Annotated in this window: 20 protein-coding genes; 1 reads left to right on the forward strand and 19 read right to left on the reverse strand. The window is 67.7% G+C overall.

The features are described 5' to 3' along the window. Positions 1 to 112: 112 nt before the first annotated feature. The 12 genes from Aple_RS27215 to nadD all read right to left on the reverse strand — a co-directional run bounded on the left by Aple_RS27215 (position 113) and on the right by nadD (position 13,358). Positions 113 to 1,864 (reverse strand): right-handed parallel beta-helix repeat-containing protein, encoded by a 1,752-nt coding sequence (locus Aple_RS27215; RefSeq protein WP_170321681.1) that lies wholly within the window; start codon positions 1,862 to 1,864, stop codon positions 113 to 115. Between the two features lie 438 nt (positions 1,865 to 2,302). After that, positions 2,303 to 2,569: a hypothetical protein gene (locus Aple_RS27220; protein WP_155347555.1), complete on the reverse strand. Its 267-nt coding sequence runs from the start codon at positions 2,567 to 2,569 to the stop codon at positions 2,303 to 2,305. A gap of 190 nt (positions 2,570 to 2,759) precedes the next feature. Then, positions 2,760 to 3,203, reverse strand: coding sequence for a hypothetical protein (locus Aple_RS27225; protein ID WP_246264803.1), 444 nt, complete (start codon positions 3,201 to 3,203; stop codon positions 2,760 to 2,762). Beyond that, positions 3,200 to 3,553, reverse strand: a complete 354-nt coding sequence (locus Aple_RS27230; protein ID WP_155347556.1) for a hypothetical protein — start codon at positions 3,551 to 3,553, stop codon at positions 3,200 to 3,202. The genes Aple_RS27225 and Aple_RS27230 overlap by 4 nt, the downstream gene beginning before the upstream one ends. A 354-nt stretch (positions 3,554 to 3,907) precedes the next feature. Then, positions 3,908 to 4,543: a response regulator transcription factor gene (locus Aple_RS27235; RefSeq protein WP_155347557.1), complete on the reverse strand. Its 636-nt coding sequence runs from the start codon at positions 4,541 to 4,543 to the stop codon at positions 3,908 to 3,910. Between the two features lie 413 nt (positions 4,544 to 4,956). Next, a complete protein-coding gene (locus tag Aple_RS27240) occupies positions 4,957 to 6,147 on the reverse strand; it encodes a sensor histidine kinase (RefSeq protein WP_155347558.1) in 1,191 nt (396 codons plus the stop codon). Positions 6,148 to 6,365: 218 nt separating this feature from the next. After that, positions 6,366 to 7,460 carry a carboxylate-amine ligase gene (locus tag Aple_RS27245; protein WP_155347559.1) on the reverse strand — a complete coding sequence of 365 codons (1,095 nt, stop codon included), beginning with the start codon at positions 7,458 to 7,460 and terminating at the stop codon, positions 6,366 to 6,368. Between the two features lie 334 nt (positions 7,461 to 7,794). Continuing rightward, a complete protein-coding gene (locus Aple_RS27250) occupies positions 7,795 to 9,615 on the reverse strand; it encodes an ABC transporter ATP-binding protein (protein WP_155347560.1) in 1,821 nt (606 codons plus the stop codon). Further along, positions 9,612 to 11,312, reverse strand: a complete 1,701-nt coding sequence (locus Aple_RS27255; protein WP_246264805.1) for an ABC transporter ATP-binding protein — start codon at positions 11,310 to 11,312, stop codon at positions 9,612 to 9,614. The genes Aple_RS27250 and Aple_RS27255 overlap by 4 nt, the downstream gene beginning before the upstream one ends. A gap of 277 nt (positions 11,313 to 11,589) precedes the next feature. Next, on the reverse strand, positions 11,590 to 12,210 hold the full coding sequence (locus Aple_RS27260) for a histidine phosphatase family protein (protein ID WP_155347562.1): 621 nt from the start codon (positions 12,208 to 12,210) through the stop codon (positions 11,590 to 11,592). Further along, on the reverse strand, positions 12,207 to 12,611 hold the full coding sequence (gene rsfS / locus Aple_RS27265; RefSeq protein WP_155347563.1) for a ribosome silencing factor: 405 nt from the start codon (positions 12,609 to 12,611) through the stop codon (positions 12,207 to 12,209). The genes Aple_RS27260 and rsfS overlap by 4 nt, the downstream gene beginning before the upstream one ends. Before the next feature lie 123 nt (positions 12,612 to 12,734). Then, on the reverse strand, positions 12,735 to 13,358 hold the full coding sequence (gene nadD, locus Aple_RS27270; protein WP_246264806.1) for a nicotinate-nucleotide adenylyltransferase: 624 nt from the start codon (positions 13,356 to 13,358) through the stop codon (positions 12,735 to 12,737). A gap of 76 nt (positions 13,359 to 13,434) precedes the next feature. Between nadD and Aple_RS27275 the strand changes: the two genes are divergently transcribed. After that, positions 13,435 to 14,454, forward strand: a complete 1,020-nt coding sequence (locus tag Aple_RS27275; RefSeq protein ID WP_155347565.1) for a M48 family metallopeptidase — start codon at positions 13,435 to 13,437, stop codon at positions 14,452 to 14,454. Here Aple_RS27275 and Aple_RS27280 read toward each other — a convergent pair whose 3' ends face one another. The 7 genes from Aple_RS27280 to Aple_RS27310 all read right to left on the reverse strand — a co-directional run bounded on the left by Aple_RS27280 (position 14,455) and on the right by Aple_RS27310 (position 23,823). Next, positions 14,455 to 15,636 (reverse strand): hypothetical protein, encoded by a 1,182-nt coding sequence (locus Aple_RS27280; protein WP_155347566.1) that lies wholly within the window; start codon positions 15,634 to 15,636, stop codon positions 14,455 to 14,457. Between the two features lie 4 nt (positions 15,637 to 15,640). Further along, a complete protein-coding gene (locus Aple_RS27285) occupies positions 15,641 to 16,822 on the reverse strand; it encodes an OmpA family protein (protein WP_155347567.1) in 1,182 nt (393 codons plus the stop codon). Between the two features lie 15 nt (positions 16,823 to 16,837). Next, complete coding sequence (locus Aple_RS27290; protein WP_155347568.1) at positions 16,838 to 17,632, reverse strand: hypothetical protein; 795 nt, start codon at positions 17,630 to 17,632, stop codon at positions 16,838 to 16,840. Then, positions 17,629 to 19,848 (reverse strand): hypothetical protein, encoded by a 2,220-nt coding sequence (locus Aple_RS27295; protein ID WP_155347569.1) that lies wholly within the window; start codon positions 19,846 to 19,848, stop codon positions 17,629 to 17,631. Before Aple_RS27295 ends, Aple_RS27290 begins: the two co-directional genes overlap by 4 nt. Next, positions 19,836 to 20,411, reverse strand: a complete 576-nt coding sequence (locus Aple_RS27300; RefSeq protein ID WP_170321682.1) for a TIR domain-containing protein — start codon at positions 20,409 to 20,411, stop codon at positions 19,836 to 19,838. The genes Aple_RS27295 and Aple_RS27300 overlap by 13 nt, the downstream gene beginning before the upstream one ends. 157 nt (positions 20,412 to 20,568) lie before the next feature. Next, a complete protein-coding gene (locus Aple_RS27305; RefSeq protein ID WP_155347571.1) occupies positions 20,569 to 21,906 on the reverse strand; it encodes a helix-turn-helix domain-containing protein in 1,338 nt (445 codons plus the stop codon). Between the two features lie 81 nt (positions 21,907 to 21,987). After that, a complete protein-coding gene (locus Aple_RS27310) occupies positions 21,988 to 23,823 on the reverse strand; it encodes a serine/threonine protein kinase (RefSeq protein WP_155347572.1) in 1,836 nt (611 codons plus the stop codon).

The following is a 23,823-nucleotide window of genomic DNA, read 5'->3' on the forward strand; positions in this document are numbered from 1 at the left end:
CCACGCGGCGTAAAGCGCCGGCACCGTCTCGATACCGAGGATCCGCCAGGAGACACAACCTGGGTCAACGTTCGGCCCGAGTCCCGGCGTGATCGTTGTGACGTGGTCGGGTTCACCCCCGGATCGCCATGCACTCAGAGAACTCTGATGTGGATGTCGGGGTGCCGTCGGTCGCGAGCGGGGTAGCGGTGGCGGTGATCACGCCGGAGGGCGGCAGTGCGGCTAGTTGAACGGCGCCGTCGGCGTGGCCGGCTGCTCCGGTGGTGACCGTGGTCAGGCCGCCGGGGAGGAAGAGAAGGCCCTCGCCGAACCCGGTCGGATCGCAGGCGCTGCTCCAGTAGAACTCGATGCGCATCTGGGTCCGGGGCAGGCTGTCGAGGGTCCAGGTGACCGTGGTGGCGGTGGGTGTCCGCACGGCGCTGGTGAGCGACGGGGCGTTCTGCAGGTCGTTGGCGCCGGCGTCGGCGTCGCGTGGGTCGAGCACGGGATTGTCGGTGTTGCGCCCGTCCGGGGCGAGGTCGATGCCGAGTCCGCCGTTGCGCAAGATCGAGTTGACCAGGATGGAGTTGCGCGTCCCGCCGGTTATCTCTACGCCGTCATGGCCGTTGTGGGAGATGACGTTGAGGCCGGCGGCACTGCCGTCGCCCACCTGGTTGCCGCTGCCACCGATTTCTATGCCGCTTTCGGTGTTGCCCAGGTTGGCGGTCCCGGTCAGGTCGGTCCCGATCCGGTTGCCCAGGACGCGGGTTCGGGAGGAGGTCGATGGGATGTCGATACCGTCTCCCGCGTTGGCCGAGATCACATTGGCCGCGCCGGGTTCGGTGCCGCCGATGACGTTGTCGTTGCCCACGAAGACCGCAATGCCCTTGCCGGAGCCGATGGCTCTGCCGTTGGGCATCGCCACCGCGCCGGAGACATCGACGCCGATCTTGTTGCCCTGGATCACATTCGCGTCGGCCGGATCGAGGTTGTTCCGCGAGAGTTCGATCCCGAACCAGTCGTTGCCGGAGACGGTGTTGCCGTCACTGGACTCGGTGCCGCCGATCTGGTTGCCATCGCCTCCGTGGACCCAGATCCCCTCACCGTTGCCGATCGCCTTGGTGCCAGTGGCATCGGTGCCGATCAGGTTCCCCCGCAGCGTGTTCTGGTCTCCCGAGACATACACCCCGGTGCCACAATCTGAGATCAGATTGTCGCTCACGGTGTTGGTGTCGGCTTCCTCGATCGAGACGCACCTGACTGCGACGCCGGCGCCGAGACCGCCAGATCCGGCGGCGTCGGTGCCGATCCGGTTGCCTGTGATCAGGTTGCGGCTTCCCGCTGTCACACGCACGCCGTAATAGCCTGAGATCAGATTGCGCGTGGTCGGCGAGCCGCCGATGACGTTGTCGTTGCCGTCTATCTGGACGCCGTAACCGGCGGTAACCGGTGTGCTGCCGGGGACGTCGGTGCCGATGTGCGAGGCGGTGATCCGATTCCGGTGACCCGTGATCTGAATGTCGGTGTGGAGCGCGCCGCCGGCTGACGGCGCGCCGTTGACCACGAGCCCGGTGATGAGACTGTCGTCGGTCCGCACCTCGAGTCCGACCCCACCGGCCACATTCGAGGCGTCGATCTCGACCTGCAGCGTCGCCGGCGCGATGGCGCTCGGGGGAACCGCTCCGGACTGGGTGTAGCCGTCGATCGTGACGGGATCGGTGATCGCCGGAAGCTTGGCGCGTCCCAGGGCGATCACGTGCGGGCCCGCCCCCGGAATCCTGAAGACGATTTCATCCTTACCTTTGGTGGCGTTGGCCTGCGTGATCGCGTCGCGTAAGGTGCCGATCCCGGCGTCGTCGGTGTTGATGACGATGTAAGTTCTCACGGCTGCAAAAGCGGGTGCCGCCGGGGCCAGCGCCGCCGCCCCTGCCACGCTGGACGCGACAATCGTCGCCCGCCACAGCGCCACCATTCCGCGCCTTCTCGGACCGATCACCCTCGCCCTGTGTACAAAGCCTGCCGACCGCAGCCGAATCGATGCCATCATGGTGTTTCCTCTCCATGGCACAGACCCACCCGGTCCGTGCATCACCGAATTGTGCTGCCGCGTATGGAGGGGAAACATGTCCTGCTACGCACGCTGACCGCGTACTACTGCACATATGACTGCTTAGAGGGTCTCCTTGAGCCCGGATTGATCTTCGCTGGGACCTGCGCACGCGCCGATCACCTCCGCCTGAGTCGCACAGCGTGCCCGGCACGACCCCCATCACCTGGTCGTTGACCACGTTGCGCGTTTGTACCGCAGGCCGAGTCGATGACCTCAACCAACAGGCGGATGAAGCCGCGCACCGTGCCGTAGCGGGCGACCGGCTCGGCCCGCCATTCCGCGTCGTCGTCCCCGTCGGTGTCCGGGGGCCACCGCGGCGATCGTGGCCAGCGCCTCGGCCAGCTGATCGCGCGGGACGACCTGCTCGATCGCCGACCACGCGTCCACCACGGAGACCACCTCGCCCGTCTCGGTCGCCGGCGGCGTCGTCATCAGCACGTCGACCGCCGCGGGCCTCTTGCTCAGCAGACAGGTACTCAACAGGCATGCCGAGGAACGTAGAGCCCGCTGACCAGGCATAACGGGCACGTCACCGAACCGAAATCAAGATCACTCGATCATCGACTTCTACCAGTCCCGAGGGCCGTCCCGCGACGATGGAGGCCCTCAGCGGATCGCAGGGCGAGCACAAGCCCTTGCCGGGTATACGGTGCGATGGATCTACGGGAGCTCAGGTGCGCCGGGTTCGATGTTTCAGCAACCAGGCGAGCCCGATGATCGGCAATACGAGTGGGATGAACAGGTAACCGCTGCCGTATCCCGACCACACGGTCGCGTGCGGGAACGCCTCCGGATCCAGGAGGCTGAGCGTTCCGACGATCAGCACGCCTGCCAGTTCGATCCCGCAGGCAAGAAACGCGAGTCGCCGATGCCCTCTCGCCAGCGCGACCGTCAGCACGATATACACAAGGGCCGCAAACGCCGACAGCAGGTAGGCGAGCGGCGCCTCAGCGAATCGCGTCGCGATCTGCACCCCTGCCCGGGATGTGGCGGCTATGGCGAAGACCGCATAAACCGCAACCAACACCCGCCCAGGACCACCGCCCAGCGTTGGCGCCTTGGCGTCACCTTCGGCATGCCGATTAGCCCCGTCAGACCCGCCGACACGATTCATGCGGCGCCATTCCAGATCTGCAGCAACCGCCCGGTCATGACCGCGACGGTGAACGCCCCAACCGCGATAACCCCAGGCCCCCAGCGAGTACGCTCCACCTTCCCCCACCACAACGCCGCCAGCGGAATAACAAGCGTCCCCACCAGATAACCAATGAAAGTCGCCCGCTCAGTCACCTTCTCCACCTGAGCAAACGCCATCACCGCCTGAACGACCAGAGCGATCTCCAGCACCACAAGCCCGACCAGCAGCCCAATCCCCATACGACGATCACGCGCAGCCGCGACAAGACACCCCAAAGCCAAAACCAACGCCCCACCGATAACCCACCCCGAGTAGGCCCCGGTCACCGCCAACCATCCCTAGCAGACATGGCCAGCAGGCTACCGCTCACCCCACCCGCCCCCACTTCCGGTCATCCCCGAACCCGACCGCGACCATCCAGCCACCGCTTGCAATCGTCACGACCGCCTTCACCACGGCGCTGAGGAGTTGTCCCTCCAGACGGGTGACCGCCGACCGCCGACCCGGAACCGCGTGTCCGCCTGGCGCGAGCCACGTGGCCGCGCGCCTGGGTTCCCTGATGACCGCTCTCAAGCCCTCAGGCCCGAACCTGCATGGCTCCATCCAGCCACCACCATCGGCCCTCAGCGTTCGGCCTGCATAACCGTCGGCGGCCCAGGCGGGCGAGGTCCAAGGCTTGGCTAGGTCAGGTTGTGTTGGGAGGCGAGGATGGCCAGACGGATGCGGTTGGGGCAGCCGGTTTTGATCATGACGCTGGAGACGTGGGTTTTGACGGTGGTGACGCCGACGTTGAGGCGGTCGGCTATTTCGGGGTTGGAGAGGCCTTCGCCGATCAGGGCGAGGATTTGGTGTTCTCGGCGGGTCAAAGGGAGCGGGGGTGGAGAGGTGGTTGATCGGGTGGTCAGGGCCTGGTCGACGAGGCGGGCGAGGGCGTTGGGGCTGAAGGCGTGATCGCCTTCGGCGGCGCGGCGGACGGCGTCCAGGAGGTCGGCGGGAGCGGTGTCCTTGACGAGGAAGCCACAGGCTCCAGCGGAGAGCACCGGATAGAGATGATCGTCGTCGTCGAATGTGGTGAGCGCGAGAATTCTCGTGGACGGCCTCGCCGACATGATCCGCCTGGTCGCGGCCACCCCGTCCAAGCCCGGCATCCGCAAATCCATCAGCACCACATCAGGCACGGTGTCATCCACGAGCCGCACCGCATCGGACCCGTTCGCCGCCTCCCCCACCACCTCGATATCCGGCGCGGAATCAAACAACATCCGCAACCCCATCCGCACCAAATGCTGATCATCCACAAGCAGAACCCGAATCACCCCTCAACCTCCCGTCTCCTCTCCCAGACAACCCATTCCAAGTCACCAACCCATCCCCACAGATCACGCTCTGGGCGCCACCCCCTGAAATCCCTTGGTCGGCGAACTGACACGACGCTAAGTCCCTTCCTGCTGAGCACACAGCCCCCAAGCCCCACCATGGCAAGGCGCACCGCGTCCACCGCGAGATCTACGGCGAGCACGCCGGCCCGCCCGACAGAAAAGGCAAGTCGCCGGACCGCCTACCGTTATCCGGCGCCGTTCACACAGGTGGTGGCTCTCGCCGCACCGGCGCCAAGAGCGGCAGCGCCGTTCTGACCGGAGGATGACAACCCCAGGTAGTCGTACAACATCGGCATCGGCATCGGCAGGCAGCTTGTCCCAATTTTCACGCCAGTGCGGCGTTACCGACATCACACTGTGGCCTCCCGTCTTTCTCGGGGGTTCTTTTGTTCGGCGGGTAGTACGGCGCTGAGGCGCCAGCCTTTTCCTACTGGGCCGACGGAGAGTGCGCCGCCCAGTAAGTCGACTCGTTCGCGCATTCCGATCAATCCGTGGCCTTCGTGTGGTCCGGTTCCACGGGCGGTGGGTGGTTCGGGGTTTTCTTGTGGGGGGCGGCCTTCGTCCTCGATTTGGATGTGGACTGAGTTGTCTGTATCCAAGGTGAGGTTGAGGGTTACCTGGGCTGCGGGGCCGGCGTGGCGGATCGTGTTGGCGAGGGCTTCCTGGGTGAGGCGGAGGACGGTGGTGCCGCGGAGTGGGTCCAGGTGGGTGGCGGAGGGGTCGATGGTGGCCTTGACGTGGAGGCCGGTGGCTCTGGCTCGGTCGATGACGACGGTGAGGGCGTCGGGGAGGCCGCCGGGGTCGACGAACGCCGTGGTGGGGAAGGGGGCGGGGTCGCGGAGGACGCCGACGAGTTTGCGGAGGTCGGCGAGGGCGGCGGTGCTGGAGGTGTGCAGGTCGTCGAGGACCTGGGTGATGCGGGGATCGGTTCCGGCGGACAGCACGTGCCGGGCGACGCCCACGCGCAGGACCATGGAGGAGACGTGGTGGGCGACCAGGTCGTGGAGTTCCCTGGCGATGGCGGTGCGTTCGGCGGCGCGGGCGGCGGCGATGCGTTCGGCGGCGCTGTCTCGTTCGCGCCGGGCGGCGTCGCGGGCGAGCCGGACATATCCGCCTAGGAGCAGCGGCACGCCGACCACGATGACCATGCGGAATCCGGCCGCGCCGATGGTGGCGGGGAGCTTGTCGAGCAGGTTGAAGCAGACGACCACCCCGAGCACGGTCGCCCCGGCCGCGACCTGCCGCCCCCGCCCCCGTACGGCGAGCTCGAACAGCAGCACGCAGGCCAGCACCTTGAGCACGGGCGCAGCCGCGAAGGCATACCCATCGGCGAGCAGGAGCAGGCCCGACTGGATGAGCAGAGCCCACAGTTGCGACCAGCGGCAGACCGCACTGAGCACCAGCGCGACGAGCGCGAGCACCCAGTCACGCGTGCCTACTCCTGGCACAATCCAGAGCAGATCGCCCACCAGTGCGGCGAGCAGAATCGCCAGCCGGACCAGGATGTAGTCCGGCTCGAAGATGCGCTCGATCCACGCCACGCCACGAAGCGTAAACTCCACCCCCGACAGAAACCTCCTCCACCTGGAGGAGACCACGCGGAAACCACGGGGGAAAGCTGATCCCGAGACCTAGCCGAGACGCTGGGACTCCGAGACGCTCAGGGCTCAAGACTCTCGGGGCTCCGAAACGCTGGGACTCCAAGACGCTGGGACTCTGCGGAGACGCTGGGACTCCGAGGTGTGGGAGCCAGGGGTGGTCAGTCTCCGGCGGTTTCCTTGAGGAGGAGGTCGACTACGTCGCTGAGTTGGCCTCGTTTGTTGAAGGCGGCGCGTTGGCGGGCGGCTGAGCTGCCGCGGGCCAAGGCGTCGGCGGCGAGGCCCGCGATGGTCGGCCAGTCGTCGAGTTGTTCCAGGGTTGGGCGGAGATCTTCCAGCAGCCACTCGATCAAGCCGGGGGCGGGCACCGGTTTGCCGTCCACGGGAGAGATCAAGTCGCCTTCCAGCCCGGATCGGGCCGCGCGCCAGTGGCCCGCGCGGAGCAAAGTAGGACGGATGTCGCCCCGCGGCGGTGAACCCGCCTGGATCGCGGCCGTCTCCCTGACGACCAGAGCCCGGAACAGGCCCGCGAGCAGGATGACGTCGTCGACCAGCGGGCAGGCGTCGCAGATCCGCAACTCCATGGTGGGCACGTGCGCGGACAGGCGGATATCGAAGTAGACCATGCCCGCGTCGTCGATGACCCCGGAGGTGACCAGGTCGGCGACCGCCTGGTCATACTCGGCGGCCCCCGCGAACGGCCCGACCATGCCGGCCGTCGGCCATCGCTGCCAGGCCACCGCGCGACTGCTCGCATACCCGCTGTCGGCCTCGAACCAGTACGGCGAGCTGGCGCTCAACGCGAGCAGCGCGGGCAGCCACGGCTCGACCCGCTGCGCCACCAGAACCGCCAGATCGCGATCGTCGATGTCCACATGGACCTGGGCTCCGCAGATGAGCTGTTCCCTGGCGATGAACTGATAGGTGTCGTGCAGGTACTGATACCGATCGTCAGCGGTGATCACGAAACCACTGGCCCCGTGCAAGGGTGAGGTCCCCGCACTGGCGATGCCCAGCCCGTGGGGTTCGGCGGACGCGATGAGGCGACGCCGGAGATCGACCAGGCCGGCGCGGAGCGTGGCCAGGTCGGTGGTGGGCTCGCTGTTGGTCTCCACCACGGCCCGTTGCAACTCGGCGGAGAATCCGGCCTCGGGTAGCCCGTCCAGCACTACGTGCGCCTGTGGGGTCAGCCTCCGGCTCACGAGATCGACGACGTGGAACTCCTCTTCGACGCCTAGTGCCACCTTGTGAGTCATGAAGGGGACTTACCCACTTGTCCCGGTATAACAGCGCCCAAATTCCCTCAACCGACAAACGAAACATTTCACACTTCCCCCGACTCAAAGGAGTGGGGGCTATCTATCGGAGGAAACGGGCAGTAGAGCCGTTCAACACCAAGCCTCTCGCATGGGATTCAGCCCCATCTGACGCCGCCATCTACCCGCCGTAACCCCGGAAGATGCTCCACCCCAATCTTCCGCATGTGAACACGATATTTCGGATTTACGAAAATTTGGGAATTTGGTCTTCCGAGAAGGCATCCGGCGGCCTAGTCCGAGTTCACCCGGCGCAACTGGGCCAATACCAGATCTAAGACGAAAGACTGTCCAACCACGCGTTGTGCAGCCCCGCGAACCGCCCCGCCGCTGAGATCAGCTGATCGGGCGGCCCGTCCTCGACCACCCGCCCGTCGTCGATGACCAGAACCCGATCGGCGATCTCCACCGTGGAGAGCCGGTGCGCGATGATCAACGCCGTCCGCCCGGCCAGGATGGTCCGCAACGCCCGCTGCACCAGCCGCTCGCTCGGCACATCAAGACTGGACGTGGCTTCGTCAAGGATCAGCACCGCCGGATCGGCGAGAAAGGCCCGCGCGAAGGCGACCAACTGCCGCTGCCCCGCCGACATCCGCCCCCCACGCTTGCCCACTTCGGCGTCGTATCCCCCAGGCAGGCTCAACACGAAATCATGCGCCCCGATCGCCGTAGTCGCGGCGATCACGTCACTCATCGGCGCACCCGGCCGCCCGAACCGGATGTTGTCCGCCACCGTCCCGCTGAACAGGAAGTTCTCCTGCGTGACCATGACAACCGCCTGCCGCAACGTGGCCTCGTCAAGATCGCGCAGATCCACGTCGTCCAGCAGCACCCGGCCCGCGACCGGGTCGTAGAAACGGGAGATCAACTTCGCCAAAGTGGTCTTGCCCGCCCCGGTAGCCCCGACCACGGCAATCGTCTGCCCAGCCGGAATATCCAGATCCAGGCGATGCAGTACGGGAATATCGGCCTGATAAGCGAACCGTACCCCGTCAAAACGCACCGCACCCCGGGCGGCGGTCAGCGGGATCGGCTGCGCGGGCTCGGCGACCTCCGGCGGCTCCTCCAGCACCCCGGACAGCTTCTCCAGCGCCGCCCCCGCCGACTGCAACGCGTTATAGAACTGCGAAATCTCCTGCATCGGCTCGTAGAACTGCCGCAGGTACAGCAGAAACGCCGCCATCACCCCGGCCGTGACCTCACCGTGGAAGGCCAGCCACCCGCCGTACACCAGAACCAGCGCGATCGTCACGTTGCCGATCAGCTTGATCCCCGGCATGAAGATCGCGACCAGCTGCATGCTGCGATGGTTGGCAGCCCGGTAGTCCTCGTTGAGCTCCTCGAAGATCTCCTGGTTGCGCGGCTCACGGCGGAACGTCTGAGCCGCCCTGATCCCGGTCATCGACTCGACGAAATGCACGATGACCAGCGCGACCGTCTCCCGAGTCCGCCTGTACGCGACGCTGGACGCGCGCCGGAACCACCGGGTCATCAGCAGCAACACCGGCAACGGCGCGAGCGCCACCAGACCCAGCTGCACATCCAGGATCATCAGCACCGCCGCGGTCCCGACCAGCGTGAGCACCGCCGTCACCAACCCGTCGAACCCGGCCGCGAGCAACTCGGCGATGGCCTCCACATCCGAGGTCAGCCGCGAGATCACCCGCCCGGAGGTGTACTTCTCGTGAAACGACAACGACAGCCGCTGGAAGTGCACGAAGACCCGCCGCCGCAACTCCAGCAGGATGTCCTGCCCGATCCGCCCGGAGGTGCGGAGAAACGCCTGCCGGGTCAGCGCCTGCGCGAGCGCCGCACCCAGAATCGCCGCCACGATCAGGACCAGCGTGCGCGGCCCTTCCCCGCGCACCATCGGCGGGATGCCGTCGTCGATGCCCACCTTCACCAGGTACGGAATGGCGAGCCCCGCGGCGTTGGACAGCACGATGACCGCGATCATCCCGGCGATGGCACGGCGATGCGGCCGCATCAGGTCGCCCAGCAGCCGCCGGGACCGATCACGCAACAGCAGCGAGATCCGCTCCGGCATATCGTCCTGGTTTTCGGCGGCGACCCCACGCCACTCCCGAACCGTCATCGCAACACCTCCTCCGCGGCCAGCAGCGCCCGATATTCCGGCACCCCACCGAGCAGCTCCTGATGGGTGCCTACGTGCGCGATCGTCCCGTCCCGCAACATCGCCACCCGATCGGCCAGCAGCACGGTCGAGGCCCGATGCGCGACCACCAGACCGGTCGCGTCCGCCAGCACCCGCCGCAGCGCCTCCTCGACCAGGGCTTCGGTCTCCACGTCGAGCGCCGACAGCGTGTCGTCGAGCACCAGAATCTTGGGCCGCCCGAGCACCGCGCGGGCCAGCGCGAGCCGCTGCCGCTGCCCGCCGGACAGCGACATGCCCTGCTCGCCGATCCTGGTGTCCAGGCCCCACGGCAGCTCGTACGCGAACGTGGCCTGGGCGATCTCCAGCGCCGCCCGGACCTCGGCGTCGTCGGCGTCGCCGTGACCCAGCGTGATGTTCTCCCGCACGCTCATCGAGAACAGCGTCGGCTCCTCGAACGCGGTCGCGACCACCGACCGCAGCGCGGGCAGCGTGAGATCCCGCACGTCCTGCCCGTCGATCGTGACCCGCCCGGCGGTGACGTCGACCAGCCGGGGCACCAGCGCGGTGAGCGTGGTCTTGCCCGAGCCGGTGGCCCCGACGATCGCCACCGTCTCCCCGGGCCGCACGTCAAGGGAGACGTCCCGCAGCACGGGCTCGGCGGCGCCGGGGAACCGGAACTCCACCCCTTCGAACCGCAGATGCCCGCGCGGCCGATCGATCACCGCGGCGCCCCCGACGATCGAGGGCGGGGTGTCGAGCACCTCCATCACCCGGTCGGCCGAGGTCATCGCCTCCTGCGCCATGGCCAGGATGTAGCCGAGCGAGGCCACCGGCCAGACCAGTTGCAGGACGAACGTGGTGAACGCCACCAGCGTGCCCACGGTCAGCGCGCCCCCGCCGACCGCGGTCGCCCCGAGCAGCAGCACCAGCCCGAGCGTGACGTTGGGGATCACCTCAAGGAAGGTGAAGAACCGCGAGGCCAGCCGCACCTTGGTCATCGACGTGCGATGCACCTTCACGGCCACCTCGTCGTAGCCGTCGAAGACGTGGCGGCCCCGGCCGAACGCCTTGATGGTACGGATCCCGAGCGCCGACTCCTCAACGGTCGTGGCGAGATCGCCCTGCTCGTCCTGAACCTGCCGGGAGACCACCATGTAACGGCGCTCGAACTTGATCGAGACGTACACGATCGGCAGCGCCGACCCGGCGACCAGCAGGCCGAGCGGCCAGAACATGTGCAGCAGCAGGATGGTGACCGTGATCAGCTGGAGGATGTTCATGACCAGGAACAGCGCGCCGAAGCCGAAGAACCTGCGGATCGTGGATAAGTCGGTCGTGGCCCGGGAGAGCAGCTGCCCCGACTGCCACTCGTCGTGGAAGCTCATCGGCAGCCGCTGCAGGTGGGCGTAGAGATCGTTGCGGATCGCGGTCTCCACCCCGAAGACCACCGACCCCTGGCACCAGCGCCGCAGGAACGTCAGGAACGCCTCGATGACCCCGAGCGCCAGCGCCAGCAGCCCAAGACCGAGCAAAGCCCCCAGATCACGACGAACGACCGCGTCATCGATGACCTGCGCGCTCACCAGCGGGACGACGATCCCCGCCGCGATCCCCACGACCGCGGCGACCCACACGACAATCGTGGTGCCAACGTACGGCCGAAGGTAGGACTTCAACCGCCAAAGCGAGTTAGAGACTGACTGAGGACCAGATCGTTCGCCGTCTGCAGACATCGTCAGGCAAGCAACTCCTCACGGCTGGGGACCCCTACCAGCGTAAGCATGCACTTCAACCGATTTTCCAGCGGACCTCAAAGCGCCCACACCAAATCCGCATTTATTAACCAGAAACCCGTCCCATAGACAGCCGCATAGCCGCCGACCAGGCGATTCACCGTCGCGGCTGTCCAGATCACGACTTTCTAGTTAATAGTCCGGCCCAAGAAACGGGCGATCACGCCTGGATGTCGTCGCTGCTGACCGGAGTCGGCAAGGTGCCCGCGTTGTGCTCGGTCAGCCGCCAGCCCCGGGAAGACTCCTCCAGGACAGACCAGGAACAGTTCCCCAAGCCGCCCAGAATGGGCCACAGCGGCTCCGGGAGGTTCAGCAGGGCAGCGATGCCCAGGCGGATGGCCGCGCCGTGCGAGGCGACCACCAGGAGGCCGTCCTCCGCCAGGCTCGCGGCCCAGCGGCGGACCGCGGCGTTGACCCGGTGGGCCACATCGGTGACCGATTCCCCGTTGGGCGCCTCCCAGCTCCTGAACTCCGCGGGCCAGCCGGCGCGGATCTCCTCCCGGGTGAGGCCCTCCCAGTCGCCGCCGCCGCGCTCCCTGAGCTCCTTGTCGACGGTGACGGTCAGCCCGGTGAGGCGGGCCAGCGGAAGCGCGGTCTGGTGGGCGCGCTGCAGGTCCGAGGAGACGATCATCGTGGGTTTTAAGGCGGCCAGCAGCGAGGCCGCCCGCGCGGCCTGGGCCACGCCGACCTCGTCCAGGGGGATGTCGGTGTGGCCTTGAAAGCGGTGTTCGACGTTCCAGCGGGTCTGCCCGTGCCGGAGGCAGACGATCCTTCTGGTCACTCAACCGCCCCGCGGGCGCGCTGGGCCGCCACCTTGGTCACACTTTCGGGCAGGGCGATGGCGGGGCAGTCCTTCCAGAGGCGCTCAAGCCCGTAGAAGGTGCGCTCCTCCTCGTGCTGCACGTGCACGACGATGTCGATGTAGTCGAGGAGGACCCAGCGGCCCTCCCGCTCGCCCTCGCGGCGGACCGGCTTGGCCGCGGCGTCCACCCGCAGGCGCTCCTCGATCTCGTCCACGATGGCGCGGACCTGACGGTCGTTGCCGGCCGAGCAGACGACGAACGCGTCGGTGATGACGAGGCGGTCGCTGACGTCGTAGGCGATGATGTCGTCGGCCAGTTTGTCGGCCGCGGCCTCGGCGGCGACCTGGACCAGCTGGATTGATCTCTCGGATGCGGTCACGATGCGGTTCTGTCCTCCATTGACAGGGATGGGGCAGGTTCGGATCCCCTCCCCAGGGTGCCCACCGGATGGCGGCTCTTCAAGCCTATTAGCCGCATGGCCGTACCCGGTCGAGGCATGACCCTACTTCCCGCCACCGACAGTTCCGGAGTGGTAGAGGCCGCGCTTGCCGATGTATTGGACGATGCCGTCGGGCACGAGATACCAGATCGGCTGTCCCGCCTCGACCCGGTCGCGGCACTCGGAGGAGGAGATGGCCAGCGCCGGGATCTCGATGAGGCTGATCATGCCTTCGGGCAGGCCGGGGTCGTGCAGGGTGTGGCCCGGGCGGGTGCAGCCGACGAAATGGGCGATCGTGAAGAGCTCCTCGACGTCCCGCCAGCTCAGAATCTGGGCCAGCGCGTCGGCGCCGGTGATGAAGTAGAGCTCCACCTCCGGCCCGTAGATGCCGAGAATGTCGCGCAACGTGTCGATGGTGAAGGTCGGCCCTGGCCGGTCGATGTCCACCCGGCTGACCGAGAAGCGCGGGTTGGAGGCGGTCGCGATGACCGTCATCAGATACCGGTCCTCAGCGGCGGAGACCGTCTTGTCGGCCTTCTGCCAGGGCTGCCCGGTCGGGACGAAGACCACCTCGTCCAGCTCGAAATGGTGGGCGACCTCGCTCGCCGCCACCAGGTGCCCGTGATGGATCGGGTCGAAGGTGCCGCCCATGATGCCCAGCCGCCTGATGGCGGCCCCGTTCCTCATAGGACGGACCATAACGCGCGGGCTGGGACCGACCTGAAAGCGGGTTCATGCGCATCAGGGGAAACACCGACGTAGCATGCCCAGCATGACCACTCCCGATCGCAACCGCGTCCAGCTGCCCGGAATCAGCTCCCGCGCGTACGAACATCCCGCGGACCGGTCCGCCCTGGTCGCGATGCGCTCGCTGTCCGGGTTCGACTCGGTGTTGAAGCGCATGTCCGGGCTGTTCAGCGAGCGCCGCCTGCGCCTGATGTTCCTGGCCTCGGCGGTTCGCACGTCCGACACCCAGTTCCGCGCGCTCTACGACATGGGTCGCGACAGCGCCTACATCCTCGACCTGCACCGCATCCCCGAGGTCTACGTCCAGCAGAGCCCCCGGGCCTACGCGATGGCGATCGGCTTCGACGAGCCGTTCATCGTGGTGTCCACCGGCCTGCTGGACCTGATGGACGAGGAGGAGCTCCGCTTCGTCGTCGGCCACGAGACCTCGCACATCCTCTCCGGCCACGCCGTCTACGGCACGATGCTGCAGATCCTCACCCAGCTCGCCACCCGCGTGGCCTGGATCCCGCTCGGCTACATCGGCCTGCGGGTGATCGTCGCCGCCCTGGAGGAATGGGCGCGCAAGGCCGAGATGTCCGCCGACCGTGGCGGCCTGCTCGCCGGTCAGGACCCCGACGCCGCGCTCCGCGCCCTGATGAAGCTGGCGGGCGGCTCGCGCCTGCACGAGATGAACATCGAGGCCTTCCTGGACCAGGCCAGGGAGTACGACACCGCCGGCGACGTCCGCGACGGCCTGCTCAAGGTCCTCAACCTGCTCGGCACCACCCACCCGTTCGCGGTCACCCGGGTGGCCGAGCTCGACCGCTGGCGCCGGAGCGGCGAATACGACGCGATCCTGGCCGGAAACTACCCGCGCCGCGAGGACGACGCCAACGCCAAGATCTCCGAGGAGGTCAAGGCGGCCGCCAACTCCTACCGCGAGTCGTGGGCGCAGTCCCAGGACCCGTTCATCGGCGTGCTCCGCGACGTCGCCGAGGGCGCGGTGAACGCGGGCGAGCGCATCTTCAACCGCTTCGCCCGCCGCGAAAACTGATCATCCGAACTGAGCGGTCGCCTTCGCGATCTCCTCGGCCAGCTCGTCAGCGAGGTCCCTGGGATCAGATAACCGGAACGTGTCCGCCGGACTGGTCACCAGCTCGAGATCGAGCCTGGGCCGATCACCTGCGGGTGCCCGCTCACGAGGCCATTGGAGGTGCGCCAGTGGGAGTTCCAGGCCGCCCCTGGCTCCCCGGCGCGACCTCTCTTCCATGATCTCGACGCAGGCCTGCTCGACCACGTGATGGGCCTGGGAACGCGCCGTTCCGACCATCCGGTCCAGGAGCAGCCAGCTTTCGACGTAGCCGTCCAGAGCGGTCCGCGCACTCGCCTCCAGCTTCCCGAGCTCCTTCAGGACCGCCTTGCGGAGCCGCCGGGTGTGCCTGTCAGCGTCGGCGTGCGGATCGTGCGCGAGCACCTCGGTGGAGATCACGGCCAGGCCGAGGAAGACGAGCAGGGCGATGAAGGCCCATTTCAGGTCACCTAGATCCTGGAACTGCTGCGACCCCGACGCCGCGGCGATGTACGCCACCAGGCCCAGCATGATGAGCACCGCGAGCGCGGCCACCACCGCCCCCGCCAGGCGGATCCTCGCCCCTATCCCGGCCAAGCCGTCAGGACCACGCAGCGTGCGTGCGAGCATGATCCCGGAGACGTACAGGCAGATGGATAGCCCCACGCCGATCAGGTAGGCACCCCAGTAGACCCAGTCGCCGGAGCCAACGCCCAGCACCCGCTGGGCCATCTTCCCGACGAAGGTCGCGTCGAAGAGTGCGCTCAGGAACAACACCACCAAGGGCACCCAGGACGGGAACACCCTGCGGAGGCGATCGGGGCGGCCCTTGGTCCGCTCGTCGACGACGAGCGCGCGCATGGCCGCGGCCACGTGGATCGCTCGGAAACAGGTGTACCTGCGCAGCTCGGCTATGCGCGCCTGCGTTTCCCGCAGTCGGCGCAGAAGCTGGCGGCAGGTGTCGTCGATCGCCGGGCCCGCGCCCGCGAGCCCCGAGTTGGCCGCCAGGAAGGCCTGCGCCAGCTGGGCCGCCTCCCGGTCGTCGAGTTGCTCCGGCGTCAGGGTCCGGGGGCCGCTGATCGGCTCCAGCCGGAGCTGGTCGCACTGCTTGGCCGCGTTCGACCGGTAGCCCGCCCCGTTGACTGTGCGGTGGTTCGTGTCCGCCATCTGCCTAATCCTTGATCACGACGATGTCGACCCGGCGGTTGCAGGCGAGCCCGTCTCGCTCCCGGCACGGAGCGTCGCTCTCCCCGATGCCCCGGGCTGTTATCCCTCGTACGCCGTTGGCCGCCAGCACGTCACGGACCGCCTCGGCCCTGAACTTGGACAGCCGCTGGTTGTACTGGCTCGGACCAGTGGTGTCCGCGTACCCGCGGACCTCGACACGGGCTCCCTCGGTCGTCCGGATACGGACCGACAGCCCGATCAGCCGAGGATCGTACGGATCCCTGATCTTCGCCGAGGCGTGATCGAAGAGGGCCGCGGCGGGCACGCTGTAAACAGTGCGCCGATCGTTGCCGAAGTTGACCTCCCGGTCGGCGAGCGGCAGCGGACCGGAGAGCTGATCGCCGGAGTTCACCGGCGTATCGACGGAACACTTCTCGGGCTCGAAGGCCAAGCAGAGTTTGGTCCAGAGCCGTTTAAGCCAATCCTGCTGCGCGGCCGTGGGGAAGGGCCGCCCGGAGCCTGGGCTGCCCACGCCCACCAGGGTCACCTGGACGCCGCTGAGCAGTCCCGGGGTGATCTCATGACGGTCCAGGCAGAGTTTGACGATCTCGTCGATCTCGCTTTCTGTGCCGAATCCGGCCCAGGTGAGGTCGGCGCAGCCGATCGTCACCAGCCCGTCGGTGGCCATCGCCAGCCGTTTGGGGCCGGTCAGTCCGGCCAGACCGGCCCCGGCCACGCTCAGCGCCTTGAGCGGGTCGCTCTGCGGGGACCCGGGCGGAGTCTTGGCCGTGTCGGCGAATCGTTCGGTGAGGCAGCCGAGGGCGGTCTTCCGGCGCGACTCCTGGTTTTCCTCGTTGTCGTTTCCGGTCAGCCAGTCGGTGGACAGCACGCCGTCGGCGGCCCGCCAGCCCGTCTCTGTGCCGCTGAAGCTCCCGATCGAGACGTTGGCCCGGGCGGCGATGTCCTGCTCGGCCAGGGGTTTCAGCGCGGCCGGGTAGAGCGGTGCGGCCGCGCCCGGCTGGGCCGCCGTGGTGGATCCGGACACGTCGATCAGGTAAAAGCTTCCCCCGGCCACGGGCGAGGTCGTCTTCATCCAGTCGCAGGCCTCGCGCGTCTTCGGCCCCTCGCATCCGGCCAAGCTGATCGACAGCAGGACGACGACAGCCGCTTTTCGGTGAGATCTCACGTTCTTGGGTCCGTTCTAGGTCCGGTCGTCGACCAATGAGCCGTAGGAGATACCGGCCTGCTTGCAGAAGCTGCGGACCGCCTTGTCGTAAGCGTCGGCGAACTCGTAGAGCCCGAGCTGCCCGTGGTTTCCACTGGCCTGCGTCAGCACCGTGATCAGGTCAAGCGAACGCTGTTCGCGGGTGGCGGCCAGCGACTGCATGACCCGGGCGAATTCGCCGTCGACGAGCGCCGCCACGGCCGGGGCGAGCAGTCGCCGTTCGTCGGGCCCGAGTGTGGCGAGGTGCTCCAGGCTCCGGACGACCTCCAGCCAGGCTTCGACTCGCTCCCGCACGTGGCCCGCCTTCAGCAGGCCGAGACTGTGTTCGACGGCGAGTTCGAGCCGCCGGCCCTCCAAGGGAAGCACCCGCTCCCGGACAGCCGGGTCGAGGAGGACCCGAACCGACGGTGTGCACCTCAGCTCCCCGTGCTCGGTGTCGTAGCACCAGGGCGCGAGACTTTCGTTGATCTTCAGCTCCACTCCGGCCAGATCGATCGGCTGGAAGTCCCGGCTGATCGGCCAGATCCGGCGCAGGAGATCGCTGCGCGCCTGGGCCTGCCACTGGTCGCTGAAGTTCTTCAGCCGGTCCATGCTCATCCGTCCGGCCCAGATGAAGTGCGGGATGACGTGGAACGAGAAGACGTTGCCCGCGCTGGACAGGATGACCGGGTCGGAGGCCGTCCCGGTCATCGCTGACGGGTCGTATGTCACGAGGTGAGACGGTTGATCGGGCGCGGCGAAGAATCGCCGCAGGCGGGTCCAGATGCTCACGACAGTGTGTCTCCTTGGTCCGGGGGCTGCCGCAGCAGCGCGTGAATCCGGGGGATGAATTCGGCGGTGCCGTGCTGGCTGCTCCAGACCCGCATGTAAAACAGAGCGGGCCGATTCAGAGGACCGGCCATCGCGGCCAGCACCACCGGTTCGAGCACGTCGGCCAGGTGTTTGTCCCGGTCGGCGCAGTGCAGCCAAAGGCGCAGGCACTCCCAGGCCCGGCGGGCCAACCGGCTGCCGAGCGCGCGCCGCCATAGTCCGGCCAGCCGCTCGCGAGGCTTCCCGTCACTGGTCAGGGCCAGGAGCGTCGGCCAGTCCTCCGTGCCGGGCTCGCCCCCTTGGAACCGGGCGATCAGCAGCAGAGTACGCACCGCGTGATCGGCCAGGCTCTCGCTGTCGCTGTGGGCCCAGTCGGCCACCTTCTCCGCCACCCGGTGCGGGGCGATCTCGAACAGCGCGGCCAGCGAATAGGCGATCGAGTTCCGGCCGACCAGGGCCGTGCCCCAGCCGAGCCCTTCGAGCGCGCCGATCGCCGCGTCCACGTTCTCCGCGCCGATCGCGGTGCCATAGGCGCGGGCGGCGCTGTCCTTAAGCCGCCAGTCGGGGCTGTGTGCCCAGCTCAGCACCTGGGATTTGACGCGCGACGCGAGCCGGTCGTCGGAGTGGGCGATCTCCAGGGCGAATGCGGCAGCCGACCGGTGCGCCACGTTGCCGCGCGCCCATACCCGAAGCAACGTGGCGTACACGTGATCGAAGTCGAAGGTGGCCAGCAGCCCGGCGATCTGCGCGGCCCGGATCTGGATCCGGAAACCGCTGTGCCCGAGCAGGACGACAAGCCAGGCGAGCAGCGGATCGCGGAAGGTGTCGTACTCGTGCCAAGCCACCTCCAGCAGCGTCCTCACCAGCTTCTCGTCGACGATCCTGGCCCGGCGCGGATGATCGCCGTTGCCGTTCGGCGTCCTGGCCTCCGGCGCGCACATCTCCGGATGGATCAGCTTGCTCAGGCTGCCGTCCGTGATCAGGTACTGCGGCACCGAATCCCGCACCTCGAACCTGGGCAAGATCTTCAGACTGAGCATCTCGGCCACGGTGAACACATCGGCATAGGTGTGGTCGAAGAAGAGCACGTACGCGATCCGGAACGCCTGCTTGCGGAGCTTCAGGTGTTCCTCGCCAGGTTCGTCCTCCTGGTCCAGCAACTTCCTGGCCAGCCGATACAGGCGCTGGTCCCAGCGTCGCACCAGAAGGGCGACGTCCTCCCCCGTGTGCACGTTCGCCGCGAGCTCCCTGGCCAGTTCCACCACGTCGCACATATGCGCCACGACGGTCGCCTGCTTGCCCACCTCCGGGTTGTCCAGCCAGGCGCGAACCTGGTCATCCGGGACCACGGTGCACGACGAACCGTCCTCGGGGCGGCACTCGGCGCGGTGGTCTTCCAAACGGGCCCGAAGATGGGCGGCGAGCACCTGCAGGCGCGGTGGGGGCACGTGCCGGACGGTGTACCGATCATGTTGATCCCTGGTCGAGCGGTCGATCACGACCAGGAAAGCCCCAGCGGCGGAGAACTCCGTCCGGATCACATCGAGCGTGGTGGCCGACAGCGGTCTGCCGTTGAGCACCAACAGATAACCGTCGAACCTCCGCAGGAAGCCGAACTTGCCGGGGAGCAGGGCGAGCGAGCCGGAGCCCGTGACTGTGATCACGCCGATGCGCCCGGGTGCGCACATCTCGGCCAGCAGCACGATCGCGGTGGTCCGCGGGCCTTCGCCCGGATCGGCGCACAGGCGGAGTACGTTCAAGTCGTGGAGCATGGCGGACGCGTCCCGGTCGTTCTCGCCCGGCTGGTACGTGTGCATCTCCTGTTCGACGACTCGCTCGTCGAAGAAGCCCGACTGAACTTGGACCTCGTCCGAGGCGCCCAGGTAGTTGACCTCGTTGTAGATCGCGGTGCCATTGGGCGCGACGGCCCCGCGTTTGCTCCGGACGTCGAACACACTGGCGTTGCGCCGCTCGTCACGGCCTTCGCGGAAATGAGCGTCCTGGTCTTCTTCTGTCAGGGGATCGGCGGCCGGCCCGCGGATCTGGCCGACGGCGTCGGCGACCCCGGGGCCGTGGGGATCCTCAGTGTCGGGTCTCGGCGGATCGGGCGCGCCACCTGGATCGGGGTGGCCCTCCTGCGGGTCGGACGCCTCCCCAGGGCTGGTCACGAGTTCCACTCGTTGTAGGTTGTGTGATCTCCGATGATGTTTCTGTTGCCCTTGACCCGTATCTGCCGAGTGGCGTCTGACCCGCCGGTGGCCTCGTTCGCCTGTTTCCCGCCGCCCAGTCGTCGGGCCACAGCCTCGATCAGCGGTTTGGTGTCGTTCTCGACGTAGCGGTGGCGGATCTCGACGTACTGCTGAGTGTTCAGGGCCTTGATGTCGTCCGGGAGCTCGTCCATGCGAGGCAGCTTCGCTCCCCCGACGAGCACCGGGATGACCGTGATATGCCAGTTGAAGGCCCGCTTGAGCTCCAACCGCAGGATGTCCTTCGGGTTCTCGATCCTGGGACGGCCGCTGCTGTCGGCAAGACTCAGCCATTGCGGCCCGATCACGGAGAGCATGACGCGGCTCTGCCGGAGGGCGATCTCCAGCTCTTTCGTGAACATGGCGCCCGGCTCCATGGAACGGCAGTCGCGGAATACCCGATCAGCGCCGAACCGGTCGCACATGCTCTTGTCGATGAGCTCGGCCGAAGCTGCGCTGTCGTCCTTGCGATAATTGATAAAAATGTCGATCACAGGTGGTTTCCTCCTAAAAGCACGCATGCGTAAATAGCACGCCTGGCGTGAAATGTGACGAGGTCGTCGAATGCGGCAAATCCCCGCGTTCCACCCTGACAGGGGGTGCTAGTTCCGGGAAGGGGTTGCCTGCGCCCTCATCGAGGCGGGTGAGCGGTCAGAGAACCGATTTCAGTAATGGCCTGATGTGCTGCACCCGCGGATTCGAGCTCCTGCGGTTCAATACCGCGTTGAGTCGCCGCGCGTCCACCCGGATCGTGGCGGAACCAAGGTATCGAGCCAGCTGGAGGGCCGTAGTGGCCGTTTCACAAGCAGAGTCGATCTGCTCGTTCATGGCCAGCGCGAGTCCGAGCTTGAGGCCGTACCGCGCGCGGGTGCGGAGCGCGTGGGCTGGTACGCGTTCTAGTTCGGCCGCCAGGATGGCCGCCGCCTGGTCTGGGCGTACCAGATCCAGGAGGCAGGTGGCTGTGGCGAAGGCTAGCGGATCGGGCATCGTCACGCTGCCCAGCGCGAGGTCGTCCGCGCCTTCGGCGTGGGCCGCCTCGCGGAGCTCCGTAGCCTGGTCGAGCGCGCGCCGACAGGCGTCCTGGTCCTGCGCGAGAGCATGCCCCTGTGCCTCGCGTTGTGCGGCGAACCACCAGGTCCTGGGACTACGCGCAATCTCGCCCGCCGCTTGGGCCAAGGCGATCGTCTCGTCCGGATCGTTGCGGTACATGGCAAGGCCCGCGAGCCGGACCAGGGCGTGCGCGGCGAAATCGTTGTCTCCCCCGGCGTCGGCGAGCCCTTGGGCCCGCTCGGTCCACCAGGCCGCCATGGTGGCGTCCCCTTGTTCCTGCGCCATCCAGCCGATGTACTCGGCGTACCGAGCGGCCAGCCGGTAGGCCTCCTGCCGCAGTTGCGGAGGCGCGCTCGCGGCCAGCGCGCACAGCCCGTGGTCCATCCCGACCATCACCTGGATCACCACGGCCGGATGGCTGCTCTGACCCAGCCGGCGCTGCACCGCGAAGCTCTCCCGGAAGAAGTCCAGCGGCGCGTCGGCCGCGACCAACTCGGGCGGCGGGACGGGCCAGGTGAGCAGGGCGGTGGCGGACAGGTTCGCCAGACCCCGACGGTTGACGACGTGGAAGCGCCCGTGCCCATCCACCGCCATGCTCATGCCCTGCGCCCTGCCCTGCGGGGCGATGGCCATCGTGACGCCGCGGCTGGCCCGGGGCCTCGCCAGCGCGACCAGCTCGCCGGACGCGTTGAGCACGTTGTCTAATGTGCGGGCGCATGCGACGCTGGGCACCCTTTTATCGTTTTCTATCTTGCTGAGATGGGAGACGCTGTAGTTGGTCCGCCGGGCGAGCCCGGTGAGCGAAAGTTTGTGGGTCTTACGGATGCGACGAACCGTAGAGCCGAAGGAAGTCTCAGAATCCATCCGTGGATCACATCCTAAGCGTCCGATCGCCCGTCGGTTTCGACAGACGCACGGCACCATACCTCTCCGCACCATGACAACAGGCCCGATATCAGGCTGTATACCATCTTCAAAAATGTCCTACCGCAACCGCTATGCTTCTAATACGCTACAAGTTTAGACAAAGAGCGATATAGCGCGTACGGCTACCGCACACAAAGCCACAAATCCGCCCAGAACCGCGAGTGCCCGCAGTCCTTCCCTGCGAAGATCGGGCAACTCGGCCCCGATGCGTTCCACCTCGCGGCCGATGATCGCGCCGCACACCACGCCGAACACCACGCCCGCGACCGTGACCGGCACCGGCTGATTCCACCAGTCGGGCGCCAGCCGGCCGCCCCCGGTCGCCCAGAGCGTCGCGAACGCGGCCAGCCCGGCGGGAATTCCCGGCCAGGCCAGGGCGGCGATCAGCGATCCGGCCAGGGTCAGCGGGAACGACACCACCCGGAGCACGCTGCGGACCTTCGCGGAACGCCGCTTGCGCACCAGCCAGTGACCACTCCACAACGCCCTGGCCAGCACCACGAACGCCCCGGTGATCGCGAAAGTGGCCACCGGGTACACGACCGAGATCACCACACACGGCACGGCGAACGTGGCCAGCAGGGCAAGCGCCGCGTTTCCGGTCGGAATCCCTGATCCCGCTCCGACGACCGCCTCTGCGGCCAGCGCGGATTCCGCCTCCGCGGCCAGCGCGGATTCCGCCTCCGCGGCCACCTGACCGCGCGAGGCTCTCCGCCTCTCCCCGGAACCCGGGGACGAACTCCGGCCGGTTTCCCCGGAAGACTTTCGTTCCCCAGACTTCCGGCCCACTTCCACAGAAGCTGGCTTCCGCCCCGATTCCCCACCCGCCGGGGACTTCCGGCCTGCTTCCGAGGAAGGCGAATTCCGCCCCGCGTCACCACCCGCCGGGGGCTTCCGGCTCGCTTCCCCGGCCGTTCGGCCTGCCTTCTTAAGATCGTCGGTGCGCTTCCGATCGTCCTCCGCCGGTTCGACCTCCTCCGCGCCGCGCTGCCGGGGCTCGTCGACCGTGACTTGGCGTGCTCTTGACGCCTTCTTGGTGTCCTTCGGTTTCCTCCCGAACAGGCGCAGACCCCGCCGTGGCTCCTCCTCGGGGGGCTCCTCGGCCTGCGGTTGATCCGGCTCGGCGGGGGCGATCGCCCGGGCCAGGCGGTGCAGGCGGTCGGCGAGCAGCGCGGCGGTCGGGCGCTTGGCTGGCTCCCGGTTGAGTGCCGCCCTGATCAGCGGCAACAGCGCCGCCGGAACACCCTTGAGATCGGCCTGCCCGTGCAGGATCGCGTACATCTGCGACTCGACCGTGCCCCGCCCGAACGTGGGGCGCCCGGTCGCGGCGAACGCCACCGTCGCCGCCCAGGCGTGCACGTCGGCGGGCTCCCCCACGACCTCGTCGGCGAACAGCTCGGGGGCCGCGTAACCGGGGGTGCCGAGGAAGGTGCCGGTCCTGGTGACCCGTGTCGCGTCCATCACCTGGGCGATCCCGAAGTCGATCAGGACCGGGCCTTCCTCGCCGATCAGCACGTTGGCCGGCTTGAGGTCCCGGTGCACCACCCCGGCGGCGTGGATGATGGCCAGCGCCGTGGCCAGCCCCTGGGCGACCAGGACCAGCTCGGCCTGGGCCAGCGGCCCGCGACGCCGTACCGCGTCGAGCAGGGTCTCCCCCTTGATGTGCTCCATCACCAGGTACGGCCGATCGCCGGACAGATCGGCGTCCAGAACCTGGGCGACATAGGGGCTCTCGACCCGGCGCAGGGCACGGACCTCGCGGTCGAGGCGTAATCGGGCCTCCGCGTCATCCTCGATCGGGTCGCGGAGCATCTTCAGGGCCACCTGCTCCCCGCGCCGGGTGGCCGCGAGGTAGACCTCGCCCATGCCGCCGCGGCCCAGCCGCTCCAGCAGCGCGTACGGGCCGACCCGCCCCAGACGTCCACCCAT

It is taken from the genome of Acrocarpospora pleiomorpha, assembly GCF_009687885.1.
GTDB lineage: Bacteria > Actinomycetota > Actinomycetes > Streptosporangiales > Streptosporangiaceae > Acrocarpospora > Acrocarpospora pleiomorpha.

Bases quoted from the DNA above. Each gene is read 5' to 3' on its own strand.
- Aple_RS27225 (WP_246264803.1), bottom strand. From the start codon at position 3,203: ATGAATCGTGTCGGCGGGTCTGACGGGGCTAATCGGCATGCCGAAGGT.
- Aple_RS27245 (WP_155347559.1), bottom strand. From the start codon at position 7,460: ATGACTCACAAGGTGGCACTAGGCGTCGAAGAGGAGTTCCACGTCGTC.
- Aple_RS27250 (WP_155347560.1), bottom strand. From the start codon at position 9,615: ATGACGGTTCGGGAGTGGCGTGGGGTCGCCGCCGAAAACCAGGACGAT.
- nadD (WP_246264806.1), bottom strand. From the start codon at position 13,358: ATGAGGAACGGGGCCGCCATCAGGCGGCTGGGCATCATGGGCGGCACC.
- Aple_RS27275 (WP_155347565.1), top strand. From the start codon at position 13,435: ATGCCCAGCATGACCACTCCCGATCGCAACCGCGTCCAGCTGCCCGGA.
- Aple_RS27280 (WP_155347566.1), bottom strand. From the start codon at position 15,636: ATGGCGGACACGAACCACCGCACAGTCAACGGGGCGGGCTACCGGTCG.
- Aple_RS27305 (WP_155347571.1), bottom strand. From the start codon at position 21,906: ATGGTGCGGAGAGGTATGGTGCCGTGCGTCTGTCGAAACCGACGGGCG.
- Aple_RS27310 (WP_155347572.1), bottom strand. From the start codon at position 23,823: ATGGGTGGACGTCTGGGGCGGGTCGGCCCGTACGCGCTGCTGGAGCGG.